The organism is Streptomyces sp. BJ20, assembly GCF_022869105.1.
Lineage (GTDB): Bacteria > Actinomycetota > Actinomycetes > Streptomycetales > Streptomycetaceae > Streptomyces > Streptomyces griseoincarnatus.
Map to the genome: position 1 here is coordinate 3,300,431 of NZ_CP094918.1, position 20,024 is coordinate 3,320,454.

At 72.4% G+C, this 20,024-nt stretch carries 13 protein-coding genes and 2 pseudogenes; 8 read left to right on the forward strand and 7 right to left on the reverse strand.

The annotated features are described in order from the left end of the window. Positions 1 to 7: 7 nt before the first annotated feature. Positions 8 to 481 carry a carboxymuconolactone decarboxylase family protein gene (locus MTR79_RS14945; RefSeq protein ID WP_048454805.1) on the reverse strand — a complete coding sequence of 158 codons (474 nt, stop codon included), beginning with the start codon at positions 479 to 481 and terminating at the stop codon, positions 8 to 10. A 183-nt stretch (positions 482 to 664) separates the two neighbouring features. Between MTR79_RS14945 and MTR79_RS14950 the strand changes: the two genes are divergently transcribed. From MTR79_RS14950 to MTR79_RS14975, 6 genes are all read left to right on the forward strand, one after another. Beyond that, positions 665 to 895, forward strand: a complete 231-nt coding sequence (locus MTR79_RS14950; protein WP_048454804.1) for a hypothetical protein — start codon at positions 665 to 667, stop codon at positions 893 to 895. 310 nt (positions 896 to 1,205) lie between these two features. Beyond that, complete coding sequence (locus MTR79_RS14955; RefSeq protein WP_244790599.1) at positions 1,206 to 3,482, forward strand: catalase; 2,277 nt, start codon at positions 1,206 to 1,208, stop codon at positions 3,480 to 3,482. 358 nt (positions 3,483 to 3,840) lie between these two features. Then, entirely contained in the window at positions 3,841 to 4,992 is a 1,152-nt protein-coding gene (locus MTR79_RS14960) for a spore photoproduct lyase family protein (protein WP_244790601.1), read from the forward strand. A 90-nt stretch (positions 4,993 to 5,082) separates the two neighbouring features. Then, positions 5,083 to 5,937: an ABC transporter ATP-binding protein gene (locus MTR79_RS14965; protein ID WP_107080773.1), complete on the forward strand. Its 855-nt coding sequence runs from the start codon at positions 5,083 to 5,085 to the stop codon at positions 5,935 to 5,937. Then, on the forward strand, positions 5,934 to 6,914 hold the full coding sequence (locus MTR79_RS14970) for an iron-siderophore ABC transporter substrate-binding protein (protein WP_244790603.1): 981 nt from the start codon (positions 5,934 to 5,936) through the stop codon (positions 6,912 to 6,914). Before MTR79_RS14965 ends, MTR79_RS14970 begins: the two co-directional genes overlap by 4 nt. A gap of 3 nt (positions 6,915 to 6,917) precedes the next feature. Continuing rightward, entirely contained in the window at positions 6,918 to 8,984 is a 2,067-nt protein-coding gene (locus tag MTR79_RS14975) for an iron ABC transporter permease (RefSeq protein WP_244790605.1), read from the forward strand. Between the two features lie 139 nt (positions 8,985 to 9,123). Here the strand turns inward: MTR79_RS14975 and MTR79_RS14980 are convergent, their stop codons facing one another. Then, positions 9,124 to 9,543: a phospholipase gene (locus MTR79_RS14980; RefSeq protein ID WP_244790607.1), complete on the reverse strand. Its 420-nt coding sequence runs from the start codon at positions 9,541 to 9,543 to the stop codon at positions 9,124 to 9,126. Positions 9,544 to 9,916: 373 nt separating this feature from the next. On the opposite strand from MTR79_RS14980, the pseudogene MTR79_RS14985 reads away from it, so the two are divergent. Beyond that, a pseudogene (locus MTR79_RS14985) lies at positions 9,917 to 11,028 on the forward strand (VWA-like domain-containing protein); the annotation flags it as partial. A 48-nt stretch (positions 11,029 to 11,076) separates the two neighbouring features. Here MTR79_RS14985 and MTR79_RS14990 read toward each other — a convergent pair. The 5 genes and pseudogenes from MTR79_RS14990 to MTR79_RS15010 all read right to left on the reverse strand — a co-directional run bounded on the left by MTR79_RS14990 (position 11,077) and on the right by MTR79_RS15010 (position 18,662). Further along, a pseudogene (locus MTR79_RS14990) lies at positions 11,077 to 13,105 on the reverse strand (RICIN domain-containing protein). Between the two features lie 123 nt (positions 13,106 to 13,228). Beyond that, positions 13,229 to 15,271: a beta-galactosidase gene (locus MTR79_RS14995; protein WP_086702138.1), complete on the reverse strand. Its 2,043-nt coding sequence runs from the start codon at positions 15,269 to 15,271 to the stop codon at positions 13,229 to 13,231. Between the two features lie 76 nt (positions 15,272 to 15,347). Further along, positions 15,348 to 16,685, reverse strand: a complete 1,338-nt coding sequence (locus MTR79_RS15000; RefSeq protein ID WP_244790609.1) for an extracellular solute-binding protein — start codon at positions 16,683 to 16,685, stop codon at positions 15,348 to 15,350. 104 nt (positions 16,686 to 16,789) lie between these two features. After that, positions 16,790 to 17,731 (reverse strand): carbohydrate ABC transporter permease, encoded by a 942-nt coding sequence (locus MTR79_RS15005; RefSeq protein ID WP_086704364.1) that lies wholly within the window; start codon positions 17,729 to 17,731, stop codon positions 16,790 to 16,792. Positions 17,732 to 17,735: 4 nt separating this feature from the next. After that, entirely contained in the window at positions 17,736 to 18,662 is a 927-nt protein-coding gene (locus MTR79_RS15010; protein ID WP_048454791.1) for a sugar ABC transporter permease, read from the reverse strand. 358 nt (positions 18,663 to 19,020) lie between these two features. Here MTR79_RS15010 and MTR79_RS15015 point away from each other — a divergent pair, with 358 nt between their 5' ends. Beyond that, entirely contained in the window at positions 19,021 to 20,013 is a 993-nt protein-coding gene (locus MTR79_RS15015) for a LacI family DNA-binding transcriptional regulator (protein WP_163080338.1), read from the forward strand. Positions 20,014 to 20,024 lie beyond the last annotated feature (11 nt).

Genomic DNA, 20,024 nt, shown 5'->3' on the forward strand with positions numbered 1-20,024 from the left:
GGAGACGTCAGCCGAACTGGCCCGGCTGGTAGTCGCCCGCGGGCTGCTGGTTGATGACGTTGATCCGGTTGTAGGCGTTGATGATCGCGATGAGCGAGATCAGCGCGGCGAGCTGGTCGTCGTCGTAGTGCTTGGCGGCGTTCGCCCACGCCTCGTCGCTCACCCCGCCGGCCGCGTCCGCGATGCGGGTGCCCTGTTCGGCCAGTTCGAGCGCGGCGCGCTCCGCCTCCGTGAAGACGGTGGCCTCGCGCCAGGTGGCGACCAGGTTGAGGCGCAACTGGGTCTCGCCCGCGGCGGCGGCGTCCTTGGTGTGCATGTCGGTGCAGAAGCCGCAGCCGTTGATCTGGCTGGCGCGGATCTTCACCAGCTCCTGGGTGGCGTGCGGCAGACCGGCGTCCCCCGCCGCCTTGCCCGCCGAGTTGATGTGCCGCAGCACCTTGCCGGCGACGGGGTTGGCGAAGAAGTCGATACGCGCGTTCATGTGCTCTCCAAGGTCGGTCCGTCGTTGCGGTGTCGCTTCACTGACGGAACAGCCCGGCGATGTGTGACAGCCCTCCATGTGTGACCTACGTCTCATCGCTCCGTGTCGTCGTACGACGCGGCGTCCGGCGGGCACCGGACCTGCCGATAACCTTTCCGGGTGGACGGGGAGCGGGGGTGCCGGGTGGGCGAGCGTCGGGAACGCGACTGGACGGCCATGACGCCCGGGGACTTCGACAGCGAGGCCCCGCTCTGCCTCAACGTGGGCACCGGTCCCGTCGTCGTCCCCGCCGAGCCGGACGAGTACGGCACCGCTCCGCTCTTCGGTGACGAGGTCCCGGAGCGCCGTCCCGCCCCGCGCCGCGCCGCCCCGCGCCGGACGGCCCCCGACGCCCAGCAGGGGCAGCTCTTCTGACCACGGGCCACCTCCGCCGTACGGCGGCGTGAAATCGATGTGTCTTGAAGCCGGTGTGAGGGGTACGCGGCGGGAGCGGTCGGACCACGGAGAGGGAGGGTGCGCGGAGAGCCGCCCGGTGTGACGCGGGGGCCGGGGGTCCGGGGTCACTCCAACGGCGGGCGACTCCTGCGCGGGACAACGAGCCATGAGACGTTGACGGAGGTCGACGTCCCTTTCGCACCTTGCGTCCCGGGGTCACCCGCAGTCGGCACGTGAAGCAGCACGGCCACCCCGACGTGGCCGGTCCGAAGCGGAGGAGCATTCATCCATGAGCGAGGCCAACCCCGTCCGTCGCGCCGCCAAGAAGGTCACCGAGACCCTGCAGGGCGGCACGTCGGCCCCGGCCGACGGCATCCCCGGCCGTCCCGCCCCCGAACCGCCCACGGTGGAGCGGCCGGTGGAACCCCGTGAGCCGCTGCCGCCCAAGCCCGACCAGAGCGGTCCGGCCACCGTCTCGCCCACCGGATCCCCCACGGGCGCCGACCAGGCGCGCATGGCCCAGTCCGGCAGCCATCTGACGAACGCCCAGGGCACCCGGCTGTACGACACCGACCACTCGCTCAAGGCGGGCCCGCGCGGCCCGGTCCTGCTCCAGGACCACCACCTGCGCGAGAAGATCATGCACTTCGACCACGAGCGCATCCCGGAGCGCGTGGTCCACGCCCGCGGCGCCGGCGCGCACGGCGTCTTCCAGAGCTACGGCACCGCGTCCGCCGTGACCAAGGCCGGGTTCCTCGCCCCGGACGTCGAGACGCCGGTCTTCGTGCGCTTCTCCACGGTCGTCGGCTCGCGCGGCTCCGCCGACACCGTGCGCGACACGCGCGGCTTCGCGACGAAGTTCTACACCAGCGAGGGCGTCTTCGACCTGGTCGGCAACAACATCCCGGTCTTCTTCATCCAGGACGCCATCAAGTTCCCCGACGTCGTGCACGCCGCCAAGCCGCACCCCGACCGGGAGATCCCCCAGGCCCAGAGCGCCCACGACACCTTCTGGGACTTCGTCTCCCTGCACACCGAGGCCACCCACCACACCCTCTTCTTCATGGGCGACCGCGGCATCCCGCGCTCGTACCGGATGATGGAGGGCTTCGGCGTCCACACCTTCCGCCTCGTCAACGCGGAGGGCAGGACCACCCTGGTGAAGTTCCACTGGAAGCCCAAGCTGGGCGTGCACTCCCTGGTGTGGGACGAGGCGCAGCTCATCAACGGCAACGACCCCGACTTCCACCGCCGGGACCTCGCCGACGCGATCGAGGCGGGCGCCTACCCGCAGTGGGAGCTGGGCATCCAGACCTTCCCCGACACCCCGGACCAGACCTTCGAGGGCATCGATCTGCTCGACCCGACGAACATCGTGCCGGAGGAACTCGCGCCGGTGCAGCCGATCGGGCTGATGACGCTCAACCGCAACCCGTCGAACTTCTTCGCCGAAACCGAGCAGGTCGCCTTCCACGTCGGCCACCTCGTGCCCGGCATCGACGTCACCGACGACCCGCTGCTCGCCGGCCGGCTGTTCTCCTACCTCGACACGCAGATCACCCGGCTCGGCGGCCCCAACTTCCCGCAGCTGCCCATCAACCGGCCGCACGCGCCCGTCAACGACATGCTGCGCGACGGCATGCACCAGACCGCCGTGCACCGGGGTGTCGCGCCCTACCAGCCCAACTCCCTCGACGGCGGCTGCCCGTTCACCGCGGGCGCCGACATGGGCGCCTACATCGAGACGCCCGTGACCGTCCCCGAGGGACGGAAGGTACGCGAGGCGCCGGAGTCCTTCTCCGACCACTGCAGCCAGCCCCGCCGCTTCTGGCTCTCCATGAGCCCGGTCGAGCGCGAGCACATCATCGGCGCGTACACCTTCGAGCTGGGCAAGTGCTACGAGGAGGCCATCCGGGTGCGCACCCTCCAGGTGCTCGCCAACATCGACCCCGAGCTGTGTTCCCGGGTCGCCGACGGCCTCGGCCTGCCCGCACCGGAGCCGACGGTGCCGCTCGCCGACGTCGAGCCGAGCCCGGCGCTGTCCCAGGTCGGCGGGACCTGGCCGGTCGACGGGCGCGTCATCGGCATCCTCACCGGCCCCGACGGCGACCTCGAAGGGGTGCACGCGGTGCGGGACGCCGTGCTGGAGGCCGGCATGATCCCGCTGGTCGTCGCGCCGACGGGCGGCACGGTCGGTACGGGCGACCACGCCCTCACGGCGCAGCGCAGCCACGTCACGGCGCGGTCGATCGAGTTCGACGCGGTGATGCTCGCCGGGCCGCCGGCGGCGGGGCCGGACGCGCCGGGCGCCACGGACGGGAAGGGTGCGCCGGGGGCTGCGCCGGCCGCGCCGGATCCCCGGGTCGTGCAGCTCCTCCAGGAGGCGTTCCGGCACGGGAAGGCGATCGCCGCGTGGGCGGGGGGTGAGGCGGCACTCGCGTCGGCTGGCGTTCCCGCCGACGCGCCGGGTGTCGTGGTGACGGACTCCGGCCCGTCGGCCCTGGACCAGGTCCGCACGCTCCTCGCCTCCCACCGGGTCTGGGAACGGTTCACCTCCGGCGGGTAACGGCAGCGCCCACGGCCCCTGGGCCCGCGGTCGCGGGGCGGCTGCGGCCGAGTGGGGGTTGATCGCGCAGTTCCCCGCGCCCCTTGGGTGGGCTGCACTCACCGTGAGTGCACACCCTCAGGGGCGCGGGGAACTGCGCGCTCGGCCCCCACCGGACCCGCACCCGTAATCGGACCGGTGCCGCCCCAAGAGGGGCGCGGGGAACTGCGCGATCAACCCCCACCGGGCCCGAACCCGTACCGGGCCGGTACCACCCCTCAAGGGGCGCGGGGAACGGCGCGGCAGGCTCCCACCGGCCCGCAGCCGTACCCTGGACAGCGGCGGCAGCGCCCGTCACCTCCACCCGGGAAGCCGACCCATGCCCCACCAAGAGCCCCTCTTCGGCATCGACGAGATGCCCCGCCCCGAGCCGACGGCACCGACCTCCTCGCACTTCCGCGACTCCCGCGAAGCCCACCGCCTCCTCGCGGTGAAGGAGATCCACGCCGAACCGGCCGCCGCCGCCTCCCCCCGAGGCCGTCAGATCCTCGCCCGCTTCCCCGAGGCCCGCCTCGTCGAGGTCCCCTCCCACTGGCGCATCCCCGACCTGCACGGCAACGAGGGCAGCGCGGACCGCTGGATGCGCGTCAAGCGGGAAACTCTCGTCCTCGGCGTGAGGAAGAAGCTCACCACCCGCCCCAACGGCCGCTCCGCGGACTGGATCGCCCCCGGCCCCTCCAACGGCTGCGCCCTCTCCTGCGTGTACTGCTACGTCCCCCGCCGCAAGGGCTTCGCCAACCCCATCACGCTGTTCACGAACATCGACGCCCTCGTCGCCCACCTCGGCCGTCACGTCGCCGCGCAGGGCCCCAAGACGGAACCGAACCAGTGCGACCCCGAGGCGTGGGTGTATGACATCGGGGAGAACGGCGACTGCTCGGTCGACGCCCTGATCTGCGACAACACCGCCGACCTGATCCACGCCTTCCGCGACTGGCCCACCGCGAAGGCGTCGTTCGCGACCAAGTTCGTCAACCCGGACCTGCTGGACCTGGACCCCCGCGGCCGGACCCGCATCCGCTTCTCCGTCATGCCGGCCGACGACTCCCGCCTGCTGGACCTGCGCACCAGCCCGGTGGACCGGCGGATCGCCGCCGCCGCCGACTTCCTCGACGCGGGCTACGAGGTGCACTTCAACCTGTCGCCCGTCGTGGTCCGCCCCGGCTGGCAGGACGCGTGGGACGAACTGCTGCGGCAGATGGACGACGTCCTGCCCGAGCGGGTGAAGCGCCAGGCGCTGGCCGAGGTCATCATGCTCACCCACAACGCGGACCTGCACGAGGTCAACCTCCGCTGGCACCCGCGCGGCGAGGACGTCCTGTGGCAGCCCGGGCTGCAGGAGACGAAGCGCTCCCAGAACGGCGCCCTCAACCTCCGCTACCACGCGGGCGTCAAACGCCAGGCCCTCGCGGGACTCCGCGAGCTCATCGAGCGCCGCACCCCTTGGCTGGGCGTGCGCTACGCGTTCTGACGCCCCGCGCGCCCGGACGCGCCCCGCGCCTTCGGGCTCCCGCGGGCCACCCCCCTGTCACCCGAATTAAGGGTAGGCTAACCTTGCCGCGTGATTCCAGGTGAAGACGCGTCCTCGGGCCTGCGAGGGCATGAACTGGCGGCCACCGGCGTGACCGTGGCGTACGACGGCACGGACGTCGTGCACGCCGCGGAGCTGACACTGCGCCCCGGCGAGGTGACCGCGCTCGTCGGCCCCAACGGCAGCGGCAAGTCGACCCTGCTGCGCACCGTCGCCCGGCTCCAGCGCCCCCGGCACGCCGCGCTCACGCTCGACGCCGCCACCGACGCGCTCGCGCTCGGCCCCCGGGAGTTCGCCCGCCACGTCGCGCTGCTGCTGCAGAGCCGGCCCACCCCCAGCGGCCTCAGCGTGCGCGACGTCGTGGAGTTCGGCCGCTACCCGCACCGCGGCCGCTGGGGCGGCACCGACCCGGGCGGCCGGGCCGCCGTCGACCGCGCCCTCGCCCTCACCGGCGTCACCGACCTCGCCGACCGCGGCGCCGAACACCTCTCCGGCGGACAGCTCCAGCGCGTCTGGCTGGCCGGCTGTCTCGCCCAGGAGACCGGCGTGCTGCTCCTCGACGAGCCCACCACCTACCTCGACCTGCGCTACCAGGTCGAACTCCTCGACCTGATACGCGACCTGGCGGACGACCAGGGCATCGCCGTCGGGGTCGTGCTGCACGACCTCGACCAGGCGGCCGCCGTCGCCGACCGCATCGTGCTCCTGGCGGACGGACGCGTCGTCGCCGAGGGAGCACCCGAAGCCGTCCTCACCCCCGAGCGGCTGACCGCCGTCTACGGCATCCGCATCGAGGTCGACACCGACCCCCTCACCGGCCGCCTGCGCACCCGCGCCCTCGGCCGTCACCACACCCGAAGCGAAAGGCTCAGCACCACCTCATGAGACGCCTCCTGCGCACCGCGCCCCTGGCCGCCGCCGCTGCCCTGCTGCTCGCCGCCTGCGGCACCACCGAACCCGCGGCCGACGAGGCGCCCAAGGCGTCGGCCGAGCCCATCACCCTCACCGACGCGTCCGGCGCCAAGGTGGAGCTCGACGGCCCCGCCAAGAAGGTCGTCGGCACGGAGTGGAACGTCGTCGAGCATCTCCTCTCCCTCGGCGTGGAGCCCGTCGGCGTGGCCGACGTCAAGGGCTACAAGACCTGGGACAGCGCCGTACCGCTCACCAACGACGCCAAGGACATCGGCACCCGCGGCGAGCCCAGCACGGACACCATCGCCGCGCTGAACCCCGACCTCATCGTCGCCACCACCGACCTCCAGCCGAACGCGGTCAAGCAGCTGCGCAAGATCGCCCCGGTCCTCGAGGTGAAGTCCGCCGACGCCTCCGACCCGGTCGGGCAGATGCTGGAGAACCTCGACCTCATCGCCGAGGCCACCGGCACCACCGAGCAGGCCGCCACCCTGAAGAAGGACTTCGACGCCAAGCTCGCCGAGGGCGCCAAGGCCCTCGAGGACGCCGGCCTGAAGGGCGCCGAGATCGCCTTCTCCGACGGCTACGTCGTCTCCAACCAGGTCTCCCTGCGCCCTTACACCTCCGGCTCGCTCATCGGCGGCGTCAACGAGCGGCTCGGCCTGAAGAACGCGTGGAAGCTCAAGGGCGACGAGGCGTACGGCCTCGCCGCCACCGACGTCGAGGGCCTGACCGCCCTGGGCACGGTGCAGTTCGCCTACATCGGCAACGAGCAGGACGCCGCCAGCGACCCGTTCGGCAACGAACTGAAGAACAACGCCGTGTGGAAGTCGCTGCCGTTCGTGAAGTCCGGCGACGTGCACCGCCTCGACGACGGCATATGGATGTTCGGCGGCACCGGCTCGATGGAGCGTTACGTCGACGCCCTCGTCGCGGCGCTGACGAAGTAGCCCATGGCCGTCACCGCCACCCCTCCCACCGTCCGCCCGGAGACGGTTCCGTCCCGGGCGGGCGCGGCCGCGGTGACGACCGCGCTCGTGCTCCTGGTCGCCGCCCTCGCCGTCGTCGACGTCACGCAGGGCACGGCCGCGGTCGGCCCGGCCGAGGTCCTCAAGGCCCTCACCGGCCGGGCCGACCCGGGCGACGCGTCCGTCGTCATCGCCTCGCGGCTGCCCCGGATGGCGGCGGGGCTGCTCGTGGGCGCCGCCCTGGGCGTCGCGGGCCTCGCCCTCCAGGCCGTCAGCCGCAACGTCCTGGCGTCCCCGGACACCCTCGCCGTCAACGCGGGTTCCTACTTCGCCCTCGGCGTCGTCGCCGTCACCGGCCTGTCGCTGCCGCTGATCGCCTCCTCGGCCGTCGCCTTCGCGGGCGGTCTGGGCGCGGCGGCCGTCGTCCTCGGCCTGTCCGGGCTCGGCGCGGGCACCGTACGGCTCGTGCTGGCCGGCACCGCGCTCGCGCTCGGCCTGACCGCCGTCACCGAGGGGCTGCTCCTGCTGTTCCCGGAGGAGACCGAGGGCCTCTACCAGTGGAACCAGGGCAGCATCGGCCAGAACGGCTTCGACGGCGTGCTGCAGATGCTGCCCGTCGTCGTCATCGGGCTCGCCGGGCTGTTCCTCGTCGCGCGCCGGGTGGACGCCCTCGCGCTCGGCGACGACACCGCGCGCGGCCTCGGCGTGCCGGTGCGGGCCACCCGCGTCACGGCCGTCGTGCTGGCGACGCTGCTGTCCGCCGCGGCCGTCACCCTCGCGGGACCGATCGGCTTCGTCGGCCTGTGCGCCCCGGCGCTCGCCCGCCCGCCCGCCCGCTGGGTCCGCGGCGTTCGGCGCCTGCGCGTCGGCGCCGCGGTCACCGGTCTCGTCGGTGCCGCGCTGGTGCTCGGCGCGGATGTGCTGCTGCGCGCCATGATCGACGCCGACACCGCCGTCGCGGTGCCCACCGGTGTGGTCACCAGCTTCGTGGGGGCGGCGTTCCTGGTGGTGATGGCGGCCCGGCTGCGCGACACGGGCGGCACAGCCGCACCCGACAGGCTCAGCATCCGCAGCCGTAGGGTCTTCGTCGTCACGCTCACGGCGCTGGTGTTCGCCCTGGCCGGCGTCGCCGTCGCGGGGCTGCTGCTGGGCGACCACAAACTGCTGCTGGGCGACGTGGCCCACTGGGCGCGGGGCAACGCGGGCCGGACGGTCTCCTTCGTCCTGGACACGCGCACCCCGCGGGTGCTCGCCGCGCTCCTCGCCGGCGCCGCCCTCGCGCTGGCCGGCACGCTCGTCCAGGCCGTCACCCGCAACCCGCTCGCGGAACCCGCCGTCCTCGGCGTCTCCGGAGGCGGCGCGCTCGGCGCGGTCGTCCTGGTGACCACCGTCCCGATGGCCGGGGGATGGAGCGTCTCGGCCGCCGCCTTCGCGGGATCCGCGCTCACCGCGGTCCTCGTGTTCGGGCTCGCGGCACGCGGAGGCTTCCAGCAGAACCGGCTGGTGCTCGTCGGCATCGGGGTGGCGTCCGGGACGACCGCAGTGATCAGCCTGCTGATCGTGCTCACCGACCCGTTCAACGCCACCAAGGCGCTCACCTGGCTGTCGGGCTCCACCTACGGCCGTGACCTGCCCGACGTGCTGCCCCTCGCGGCGGTGCTCGCGGTCGGCGTGGCTGCGGCGGGCGTACGGCACCGGGAGCTCGACCTGGTCTCCCTGGACGAGGACACACCGAGACTCCTCGGCCTCGACCTCGCGCGGGGCCGGCTCGGCTTCCTCGTGCTGAGCGTGCTGCTGACGGCGACCGCCGTGGCCGCCGCGGGCACCATCGGCTTCGTCGGCCTGGTGGCTCCGCACGCGGCGCGGGCCCTGGTCGGCCGCCGGCACACCCGGGTGCTGCCGGTCGCGGTGCTGCTGGGCGCCGTGCTCGTGTGCACGGCGGACCTGCTGGGGCGCACCGTCATCGCCCCGGCGCAGCTGGGCGCCGGCCTGATGACGGCGGTCATCGGCACGCCGTACTTCCTCTACGTGCTGGTGCGCGCCCGCCGTTGACGGACGCGGGAGGTCACCACGGGCCTCGCGGCGGGGAGTTGTCACCCGGCTGCGAGGCCCGCGGTGTCCCGCGGTGCTCTCTCGGTGTCTGCTCGGTGGACGAGGGTCAGCCGAAGGCCTTGACGGCCTGGTAGTAGGTTCAGGCGGTGCTGTTGCAGGCGGACTTGGTGGCGCCGCCGTAGCCGTTGCACACGCGCTTGAGGTCCTCGTGGAAGGCGCTGTCGAGCCGGGACTTGTTGGCGCTGAAGGAACCGGCGGCCTTGTAGTTGCGATAGCCGAAGTCGTGCCGGGCGCAGGCGTTCGAGAACGGGAAGCCGAAGGGGTTGTCGGGGGAGGAGGAGCAGTAGTCGGTGGACCAGTCGAACCCGTAGGCGGACCAGGCGCCCTGGTTGGAGCGTGCGGCGGCCCACTGGCTGTAGCTGGATGCGCTGGTCTGGGTCCAGCCGGCCAGGACCTGTGGCTTGTCGGCGGGAGCCGCGTCCGCGGCGGTGGCCGTGCCGAGGACGCCCACGAGGGCGAGGGCCGGGGTGGCGAGTGCGGCGGCGAGTCTTCGGTGCATCCCACACCTCCATGAGACCGCGGCCCGACCGTCGGGCCGCAGGTTCATGACAATTGATTCCCGTACGAGTGGTCGACTCACACCGCAACTACCGCACGTTTCCGACGACATGGCAGCCCCGTTCCGGAAAAACCACCTGACAGGGTGATCCACGGCGCACTGATCTGACGGCGATGACCACCTCCTTCCTTCACAGAAGGGAGGTCCCGTCCACGCAAGGCGAGTGCTGATGCACCCACGCCCCGTGGACGAGGACTCCCGTCTCTCCCTCTGGCGGCGCGTACGCGAGTACGCCGTGCCGCCCACCATGACCGAGACCGCGACCGCCCGCCGCCGCTCCGGCGACCGGGGCCGGGGCGTGCGCCGCGGCCCGATGGCCGTCGACCGGTACTGGCGGTGCTACGCCTCGCCCACGTTCGTCGCCGCCACGTCGCTGGAGGAGCTGGCCGGTGTCTGGGTGCACGAGGTGTCCCACCTGCTGGGCGACCATCACGGCCGCGGCGATCGCGTGGCCCGCGCACGCGGGATCGACGGGCCGGGGGAGCGGCTGCGGATGAACATCGCCGCCGACTGCGAGATCAACGACGACGCGTACGGGGACGTGCTGCCGCAGCCCGAGGGCGTCGTCCTGCCGGGGGCGCTGGGCCTGGAGTCCGGGCTGCTGATGGAGGACCACCTGTGCCGGTTCCGCCTCGGCGCGCACACCCGCACCATGGTCTGGCTGGACTGCGGCAGCGGCGCCGACGGCCTCGAACGGGAGTGGGACCTCGGCCCGGACGGCGCGCACGCCCTCACCGACCAGGAACGCGACGCGGTCCGCTTCCGGGTGGCCCAGGGCATCGTCGGCCGGCCCGGCAGGACGCCGAATCGCTGGCGGCGATGGGCCGAGGAGGTGTTCCACCCGCCGCAGCCCTGGTGGGAGCTGCTCGGCGCGGCGCTCCGCTCCGCCGTTCCGCGTCCGGCTCGGGCGACGACTACGGCTACGGCCGGCCCTCCAGGCGATCGGCCGGTGTGCCCGGCGCGGTGCTGCCCAGCCTGCGGCGCACCCCGCCCCGGGTGTCCGTCGTGGTCGACACCTCCGGCTCGGTCAGCGACGCCGAACTGGGCAGCGCCCTGCTGGAGGTGACGGCGATCTCCCGTGCCGTAGGCGGGCGCCGCGACCTGGTGTCCGTGGTGCCGTGCGACGCCGCGCCCCACGAGGTGCACCGGCTGTGCCGCGCGGAGGGCATTCCGCTCGTCGGAGGCGGCGGCACCGATCTGCGGGCCGGTGTCACCCGGGCGCTCGGCGCGCGTCCCCGCCCCGACGTGCTCGTGGTCCTCACCGACGGCCAGACCCGCTGGCCGCCGTCACGGCCGCTCCGCCGCACGGTGGTCGGCCTGTTCCCCCGCCCGCCTCGCAGGACCCGCGAGGAGGATCCCGAGTACCGGCGGGACACCCCGCCGGAGTGGGCGCGCGTGGTCACCGTCGGCCAGCCGCAGGGATGAGCGGCCCGGTGCGTCACGCGCCGGGCCGCCAGTCACACCGGAGCGGGATCAGCTCGTCGCGTCCGCGATCCTCCACCGCTGGTTCGCCCCGGAGTTGGGCGGCCACGTGGTCACCGCCGCGCCCTCGTGCGTGGCCTGACCGCCGACTTCGAGCAGCCGTCCGGTGGCCGCGTTGACCAGGGTCCAGGTGCCGTCGCCGGTCGTGGACGCGATCCACTGCGCGGCCGGATCGGGCCGCCCGGTGCGGGGCGCGGCCACCGGCACGTCGTCCCTTACGGTCAGACGCCGGTCGCCGTTGGTGAACTCGTACCGCTGGCGCGTCCCGTCGTCCCGGTGCACGGCACCGAGCCGCCACCGCTGGGCCCCCGAGCCGTCGCCGCCCGCGATGACGAGACCGGTCCCGTTGCCGGCCAGGGTGAGCGCCTTGCCGCTCTGCGCGCCGGTCAGCGTGTAGGTGCGGCCCTCGCGCAGCAGCGGGGCGTCCTCGGCGACCCCGCGGACGCCGTCGACCACGAAGGTCGTCACCGACTGCGCGGGCACGGTGACGGTGGCCGACCCGCCGGTGACCGGGACCGCCCGGTGCCGCACCAGTTTGCCGTCGGCGCTGGTCACCACGGGAGTGACGGTCGCCTCGGGCACGATCCGGCGGAACTTGGAGAGATCCACCGTCACCTCACGCGCCGTCGCCGTGTCGTTGACGTGGACGACCGAGGCGCCCTTGCCGTCCCGCCTCACCGCCGCCGCGCTGGAGGTGTCGTCCACCTTGATCAGCCGGTCGCCGGGCCGGATGAAGTGGGTGAAGTTCCGGGCGGTGTCGAACTTCGTGTTCGTGCGGACGGGACACGTCGCCGGCGTGTCCTCGGCGGTGCAGCTGAACGGAACCTGGATCTCGCCCCAGTTGCCGCCCTTGGCGGACTCGCCGCCCGGCTTCATGTTGTCGAGGTCCTCGACCGGCTGCCAGAACCCAGGCGCGGGGCTCCAGTTCGCGCAGGTCGTCGACGATGCGCGTGGCGAGGCCGAGCCCGGGGCGCATGTCGGTGAAGCTCTGCCCGTCGCCCCAGTCGCCCTCGACCTCGCTCATCCACAGCCGCTTGTTCTCGGCCTTGGCGATGTCACGGACGGTGGTGCGCTGTCCGGTGCCGTAGGTATGGACGTTCAACTGGCCGACCAGGGACCGCGTCTCGGGCCCGTAGACGGACCAGTTGCGGGCGAAGAGCGACGGGTTGGTCTCGTCCATCGCCGAGATCCGCGCCTTGGTGCCCGCCTCGCGCAGCGCCGGGGCGAGCGCGCGGATCACCTTCTCCTGGAGCTCGGGGCCCATGTGGGCGCCCTCCTGGCGGCCGCCGACCGGTTCGCCGTCGGGGCCGAGACGGGTGGACCAGTAGTCGGTGTTCGGCTCGTTGAAGGGGTCGACGGTGGCGACCTCGATGCCGTGCGCCTTCTCCAGCCGCCGGGTCACGCCCGCCACGTACGCGGCGAAGTCGTCGACCGACTCGTTCCTCAACTGGTCGCGCGTGGCGTCGAAGCCGCCGGAGACGTAGCCGCTGACCGTCATGAACCAGGGCGGGGAGTTGCTGAAGGTCTCCCAGTGGGTGATGTCCTTCTTGATCCGGTCGACCCACCAGCGCTGGGTGGCGTCGGCCCGGCCGTTCCAGTCGGCGGGGTCGTCCGGGTCCCACCAGCCGGTGTCCTCGCGGGTGGTGCCGGCGGGCGCCTTCCACCAGCCCTCGACCGCCCCGCCGGGCCGCAGGTAGTCCTCGACGTCGGGGGCGTTGCCGCCGCCGACGTTGTAGCGGGCGATGTTCAGGGCCAGTCCGTCGTCGCCGAAGACGAGCCGCGCCAGCTTCTCGCGGATCTCCGGCGGGTAGTCGCCGGTGGCGTTGGCGAACCAGACGAGGCTGGTGCCCCAGCCCTCGAAGGGCTGCTGCCGGTAGGAGGGGTCGGGCCGTACGGTGACGGACGGCGGGTCGGCGGCCTCGGCTGCGGACGTGGGGCCGGAGGCCAGCGCGGCCCCGGCGACCAGGGCCGCGGTCAGGCCGGTGGCCGTGAGGAGCCGTCTGTCGCGGGTGCGTGCCATCGGTGTGCTCCCAACAGTGGGGTGTGTGGGTCGCGCTCTGGTGGTACGCCCGGCCGCGCACACGGCCGGGAGAAAGAGGCCCCCGGGAACGGCCCGTGCCGTTCCGGGGGGTACGACCGCCGGTCAGGAGGCGGGCTGCCGCAGGACGGCGACGGCGCGCGGGCCCAGGGTGAGGGCGTCGTCGTCGCCGGTGTCGCCGAGCAGCACCTCGCCGTCGAGCCCCGGCACCGGGACGGTGTCGTCGGTCCGGTTCACCAGGAACAGGAACCGGCCCTCGGGACCCCGGCGCACCACCGGCTCGACCGAGCCCCGCGCCTCGGCGGGCAGTTCGCTCTCCACGCCGGCCGGTGCCAGCAGACGCGGCAGCAGCGCCGCCAGCCCGTCCACGCCGAGCCGCGTGGAGACGTACGCGGCGGTGCCGCGGCCCGAGGGACGCCGGGTGACGGCGGGACGGCCGGCCTGCTCGCCGGTGCGGTAGCGGACGAGGACGTCCGTGTCGTCGGCGGTCACCGTGATCCGGTCGGTCCAGAGGGTGCCGGTGGTGGCGTCGTCCAGCTCCACGCTGTCCCCGGCGAGCAGCGGCCCGAACTCCTCGACGCGGATGCCCAGCAGGTCCCGCAGGGCGCCCGGGTAGCCGCCGAGCCACACGTGGTCGTGCTCGTCGACGACCCCGGAGAAGTACGTCGTGATCAGGTGGCCGCCCTGCTCGGTGTACCGGGTGAGGGTCTTCGCCAGGTCGGCGGGCACCACGTGGAGCACCGGCGCGATCAGCACCTGGTGGCGCCGGAGGTCCGAGCGGGTGGTGACGAGGTCGGCGCGGATGCCGAGACGGAGCAGCGCCGAGTACCAGTCGAGGGCCTCCTGCCGGTACCGCAGCAGGGCCGTGGGGTGCGAGTCCTGCTCGCTCGCCCACCAGGAGTCCCAGTCGTACACGATCCCGACCGGGGCGGGCTCCCGCTCGCTGCCGGCCACCGGCGCCAGCTTCTTGAGCGTGGCGCCGAGTTCGGTCACCGCGCGGAACAGGTCGCTGTCCGCGCCGGCGTGCGGCACCATCGCCGAGTGGTACTTCTCCGCGCCCGCCGCGGACTGCCGCCACTGGAAGAAGCAGACCGCGTCCGCGCCGTGCGCCACGTGCAGCAGGGAGTCGCGGGCCAGCTCGCCGGGGCGCTTGGCCACGTTCACCGGCTGCCAGTTGACGGCGCTGGTGGAGTGCTCCATGAGGAACCAGGGCCGGCCGCCGGAGATGCCGCTGGTGAGGTTGGCGGAGAAGGAGAGCTCGTCGCGGTCCTGCGGGCCGGGGTGCACGTAGTGGTCGTTGGAGACGAAGTCGATCTCGTCCGCCCAGTCCGCGTAGTCCATGCCCTTGGTGTTGCCCATCACCATGAAGTTGGTGGTGACCGGCACGTCCGGGGTGATCTCCCGCAGGAGGTCCCGCTCGGCGCGCAGGTGGTCCTTGAGCGCGTCCGACGAAAAGCGCTTGAAGTCCAGCTGTTGCGTCGGGTTGGGGTGGGAGGCGGCGAGCCGCGGCGGCAGGATCTGCTCCCACGCGGAGTAGCGCTGCGACCAGAACGCGGTGCCCCAGGCGTCGTTGAGCGCGTCCAGCGTGCGGTACCGCTCGCGCAGCCACTCCCGGAAGGCGCGGGCCGCGTCGTCGGAGTAGTCGTACACGTTGTGGCAGCCCAGCTCGTTGCTGACGTGCCAGGCGACCAGTGCCGGGTGGTCCTTGTACCGCTCGGCGAGCGTGCGGACCAGGCGCAGCGCGTGCTCGCGGAAGACGGGCGAGGTGGGCCGCCAGTGCTGGCGGGCGCCCGGCCACAGGGTCTCGCCGGTCGCGGTCACCGGGAGGACCTCCGGGTGGGCGGTGGTCAGCCACGGCGGCGGGGAGGCGGTCGCGGTGGCCAGGTCGACGCCGACGCCGCCCTCGTGCAGCAGGCCGAGCACGTCGTCCAGCCAGCCGAAGTCCCAGGTGTCCGCCGTCGGCTGGAGCCGTGCCCAGGAGAAGATCCCGACGGAGACGACGTTGACGCCGGCCTCCCGCATCAGCCGGACGTCCTCCTCCCACACGGAGCGGGGCCACTGCTCCGGGTTGTAGTCGGCGCCGAAGAGGAGACGGGGGGCGGTGTCACCGTCCGGCCCGCCGCGGCGGGACAGGAGGGTGGAGATCATGGTGGTCCTTCCGGTGGGCGCGTCGGGGGCGGCGCGCGGCGTGGTGCGCGCCGCCCCGCGGGGTGGTGCGTGTCCGCTACTTCTCGACGGTGAAGCCCTGCTCCTCGCCGTACTTCACCGAGGCGTCCTGCCAGGCCTTCAGGCCCTCCTCCAGCCGGGTGCCGGAGATGTAGGCCTTGCCGACGGTGTCGTTGAAGATCGAGTTGGCGTACGCCTGGAAGGGCAGGTACGACCAGTCGTCGGCGACGTTCGCGGCCGAGTCGGCGAAGATCTCGTTGGCCTTCTGGCCGCCGAAGTACGGGAACTCCTTGCCCAGGAACTCGGCGGACTTCAGCTCCGCCTGGGTGGCGGGGAAGGCGCCCTCGGAGACACGGGAGGCGACGCCCTCACCGGAGTTGGCGTACTCCACGAAGGCGTAGGCCAGTTCCTTGTTCTTGGCGAGCGCGGGCACGGTCAGCGCGCTGCCGCCGTTCTCCGCACTGGCCTTGTCCCCCTTGGCCCACGCGGGCAGCGGGGCCGCACGCCACTGGCCGGAGGCGTTCGGCACGCCGGACTCGAAGTTGGCGGGCATCCAGGCCCCGGTGGACAGCGTGGCGATGGTTCCGTCGCCGAGGCCCTTGTACCAGTCGTCGGTCCAGCTGGTGACGGGCGCCAGCAGCTTCTCGTCGATCAGCTTCTGCCAGACGTCCGTGAACTTCTTGGCGTTCGCGTCACCGAAGTCGATCTTCACGTTGGTGCCGTCGACCTTGTAGGGCCGCGAACCGGCCTGCCACAGCAGGCTGGTGGTGAAGCCGGCGTCACCGGTGTCGTTGGCGATGTACGCCTTCGGGTCCGCCTTGTGCAGCTTGCGGGCCGCGTCCAGGTACTCGTCCCAGGTGGTCGGGACGGCGATCTTGTGCTTGTCGAAGACCTGCTTGTTGTAGAACAGCGCCATCGGACCGGAGTCCATCGGCAGGCCGTACACCTTCTCGCCCTCGGTGACGGCGTTCCACGGACCCGGCGTGTACTTGGAGGCCAGCTCGTCCGCGCCGAAGCCGGACAGATCGGTCAGGCCCTTGGTGAGGGAGTACTGGCCGATGGAGAAGTACTCGAGCTGGGCGACGTCCGGCACGCCCTTGCCCGCGGATATGGCGTTCGACAGCGCCGTGTAGTGCTTGTCGCCGGAGCGCTCGCTCACCAGGTTGACCTTGACCTTGGGGTGCTTCTTCTGGAAGTCGGCGGCGACCGTCTTCAGCGTGGGCTCCCACGACCAGACGGTGACCGTGCCGCCCTTGTCCAGGGCCGCCTGGATGTCCTCGGCGGAGACCGGCTCGGTGCCGGCGCCGTCGTCCGAGCCGCCGCAGGCGGTGGCGCCGAGGGCGAGGGAGGTCACGAGGGCGATGCCGCCCAGCAGGCGGCTGGTCCTTCTGCGCATGAGTGTGGATCCACTTCTTCGTGGGTGGGACAGGGGAGGGGGGTGGGGGAGACAGGGCGTGGGGGTGGTGTGAGGTCGTGGGGGCCGGCGGGCCGGCCTCCGGGTCACTCCTTGACGCTTCCGGCGGCGAGACCCGACTGCCAGTACTTCTGGAGGAACAGGAACGCGACGACGAGCGGCAGGATCGTGAGGAGCGAACCGGTGATCACCAGGTTGAAGATCACTTCGCCGCCGACGGTCTCCGCCTGGGAGTTCCACGCGCTCAGGCCCAGCGTCAGGGGGTACCAGTCCGGGTCCTTGAGCATGATCAGCGGCAGGAAGTAGTTGTTCCAGGTGGCGACCGTGGTGAACAGCAGCACGGTCACGATGCCGGGGGCGAGCAGCGGGAGCGCGACGGTGAAGAAGGTCCGCGCCTCGCCCGCGCCGTCCATCCGGGCGGCCTCCAGCAGCTCCGTGGGGATCGCCTCGCTGGCGAAGACCCACATCAGGTAGAGGCCGAACGGCGACACCAGCGACGGCAGGATGACCGCCCACGGGGTGTCGGTCAGCCCCATCTTGCTGAACATCAGGAAGGTGGGGACGGCGAGCGCGGTGCCCGGGACCGCCACCGCGCCGATCACCGTGGCGAAGACGCCGCGCTTGCCGGGGAAGTCGAACTTCGCCAGCGCGTACCCGCCGAGCACCGCCAGCAGGGTCGCGCCGCCGGCGCCCAGCACCACGTACAGCAGGGTGTTGAGCAGCCAGCGGGTGAAGATGCCGTCGCCGTAGGTGAACGTGTCCCGGATGTTGTCCCACAGCGCGAAGTCGTCCGCGAACCACAGGCCGTTGGAACTCGCCAGCCCGGACTGCGTCTTCGTCGCGTTGACGACCAGCCAGATCAGCGGGACCACGGTGTAGAGGACGACCAGCGAGGTCAGCACGGTCAGCAGCTTGCTGCGCCGCGGGCGGCCCGGGCGGTGTTCCTTGACGCGTCGCAGACGCGGGGCGCTCTTCACCGCGCCGGGGGCCGTGGCGGCGGGTGCGGGGGTGGTGACAGGGGTGGTCATCGGGTCACGCTCCCTTGCGCATGCCACGAAGCTGCACGACGTAGGCGACCACCATCGTGATCAGGCCCATGATGATGGCCACGGTCGCGGAGTAGTTGTGCTGCTGGCCGCTGAAGGACAGCGAGTACGTGTAGAAGTTCGGCGTGTAGTCGGTCGTGATGGCGTTGCGGGCCAGCGGACGCAGGATGCTCGGCTCGTTGAAGAGCTGGAAGCTGCCGATGATGGAGAAGATCGTCGCGATGACCAGTGCGCCGCGGATGGCGGGCAGCTTGATCGCGGTGATCACCCGCCACTGGCTCGCACCGTCGATCTCCGCCGCCTCGTACAGGGAGTGCGGGACGACCCGCAGCGCCGAGTAGAAGATCAGCATGTTGTAGCCGACGAACTCCCACGTGACGATGTTGCCGATGGAGGCCAGCACCAGGTCGGCGGAGAGCGGGTCGGGCAGCGACCAGCCGAAGGCCGAGTTGAAGTCCCCGACCAGGCCGTACTTGGTGCCGTACATGAAGCCCCACATCAGGGTGGCGACCACGGCGGGCACCGCGTACGGCAGGAAGATCGTGATGCGGAAGAAGCTCTTGCCGTACAGCCGGCCGCTGTCCAGGGCGAGCGCCACCAGCAGGGCGATGCCCAGCATGATCGGCACCTGGACCACCAGGAACAGCGCTACCCGGCCCAGCGACGCCCAGAACAGCTCGTCCTTCAGCGCCTGCTGGTAGTTGTCGAACCCGACGAAGGTGGTGCCGCCGATGAGCTGGTCGCGGAACAGGCTCAGGTAGATCGAGTAGGCGATCGGAGCGAGGAACACCAGGGCGAACACGGCCGCGAACGGGCCGATGAAGCCCCAGCCCTTCCACGAGCGCCGGTCCCGTCTCACCGGAGGCGGGGCCGGCCGCGGCCCTGCGGCCGCCGGCGGTTGCAGCGTCGTCATGTCGTTCCTCGCTGTTCGGCGTTCCGGTAACCAGCGGCTCGGCACCCGGCACGAAGCCGGGCGGCAGGTCGCCCGGTCCGGATGGTTGCGTAAACATCGCTCGGCCGGGAGGTGCGTGGAGCTGTTATGTTTACGTAAACATCTGGTGGCGGCATGTCTACACTGCCCCGATGACGACGGTCAAGGGTCCTCAGACGGACCGTGACACGAGAGACAGGAAGGCGGGGGGAAGCACGTGGAGACGGTCGACGACGCGGTGGTGAACCCGGGCGGCCCGGCCGCCGCGACGGCGGGAGACGGCCGGGGGACGGCCGCGCCCGCCCCCCGGCGCCGCACCCGGGCCCGCGCCACCGCCTCCATGGCGGACGTGGCACGGCTCGCGGGGGTCTCGGCCCAGACGGTCTCCCGCGTCTCCAACGGCTACCCCGGGGTGACCGAGGAGACCCGCCGCCAGGTCCTCGCCGCGATGAAGGAGCTCGGCTACCGGCCCAACAGCGCCGCCCGCGCCCTCAAGCGCGGCGAGTTCCGGACCATCGGCGTCATCACCTTCTCGCTCTCCACCACCGGCAACGTGCGCACCCTGGAGGCCATCGCCAACTCCGCCGCGCACGAGGGGTACGCGGTGACCCTGCTGCCGGTCGCCGTGCCCACGCAGGACGAGGTGCGCGGCGCGTTCACCCGCCTCGAGGAACTCGCCGTCGACGCCGTGATCGTCATCATGGAGGTGCACCTCCTGGACGCGGCGACGGTCCAACTCCCGCCGCACGTGCAGGTGGTGGTCGTCGACTCCGACGCCGGTGACCGCTACACGGTCGTCGACACCGACCAGCACGGCGGCACCCGCGCCGCTGTACGGCACCTGCTCGGCCTGGGCCACCGCACCGTGTGGCATCTCGCGGGCCCCGAGGACTCGTTCGCCGCGCAGCGCCGTACGGACGCCTGGCGTGCCGCGCTCACCGAGGCGGGCCGGGAGCTGCCGCCGCTGGTCCGTGGCGACTGGTCGGCCGAGTCCGGCCACCGGGCCGGCCTCGAACTCGCCGCCCGCGAGGACTGCACGGCCGTCTTCGCCGCCAACGACCAGATGGCACTGGGGTTGTTGCGAGCGCTGCACGAGCACGGCAGACGGGTGCCGGAAGACGTCAGCGTGGTCGGTTTCGACGACATCCCGGAGGCGTCGTCGTTCCTGCCCCCGCTGACCACGTTGCACCAGGACTTCGCCGAGGTGGGGCGGCTGTGTGTGCAGGCGGTGCTGCGCAAGATGCGGCAGGAGGGGCCGGAGCGGGGGACCACGCTGGTGCCGGCGCGGCTGGTGCTGAGGGAGAGCACGGCTCCGCCGCCGGCGGGGCGCTGAGGGGTTCCGCG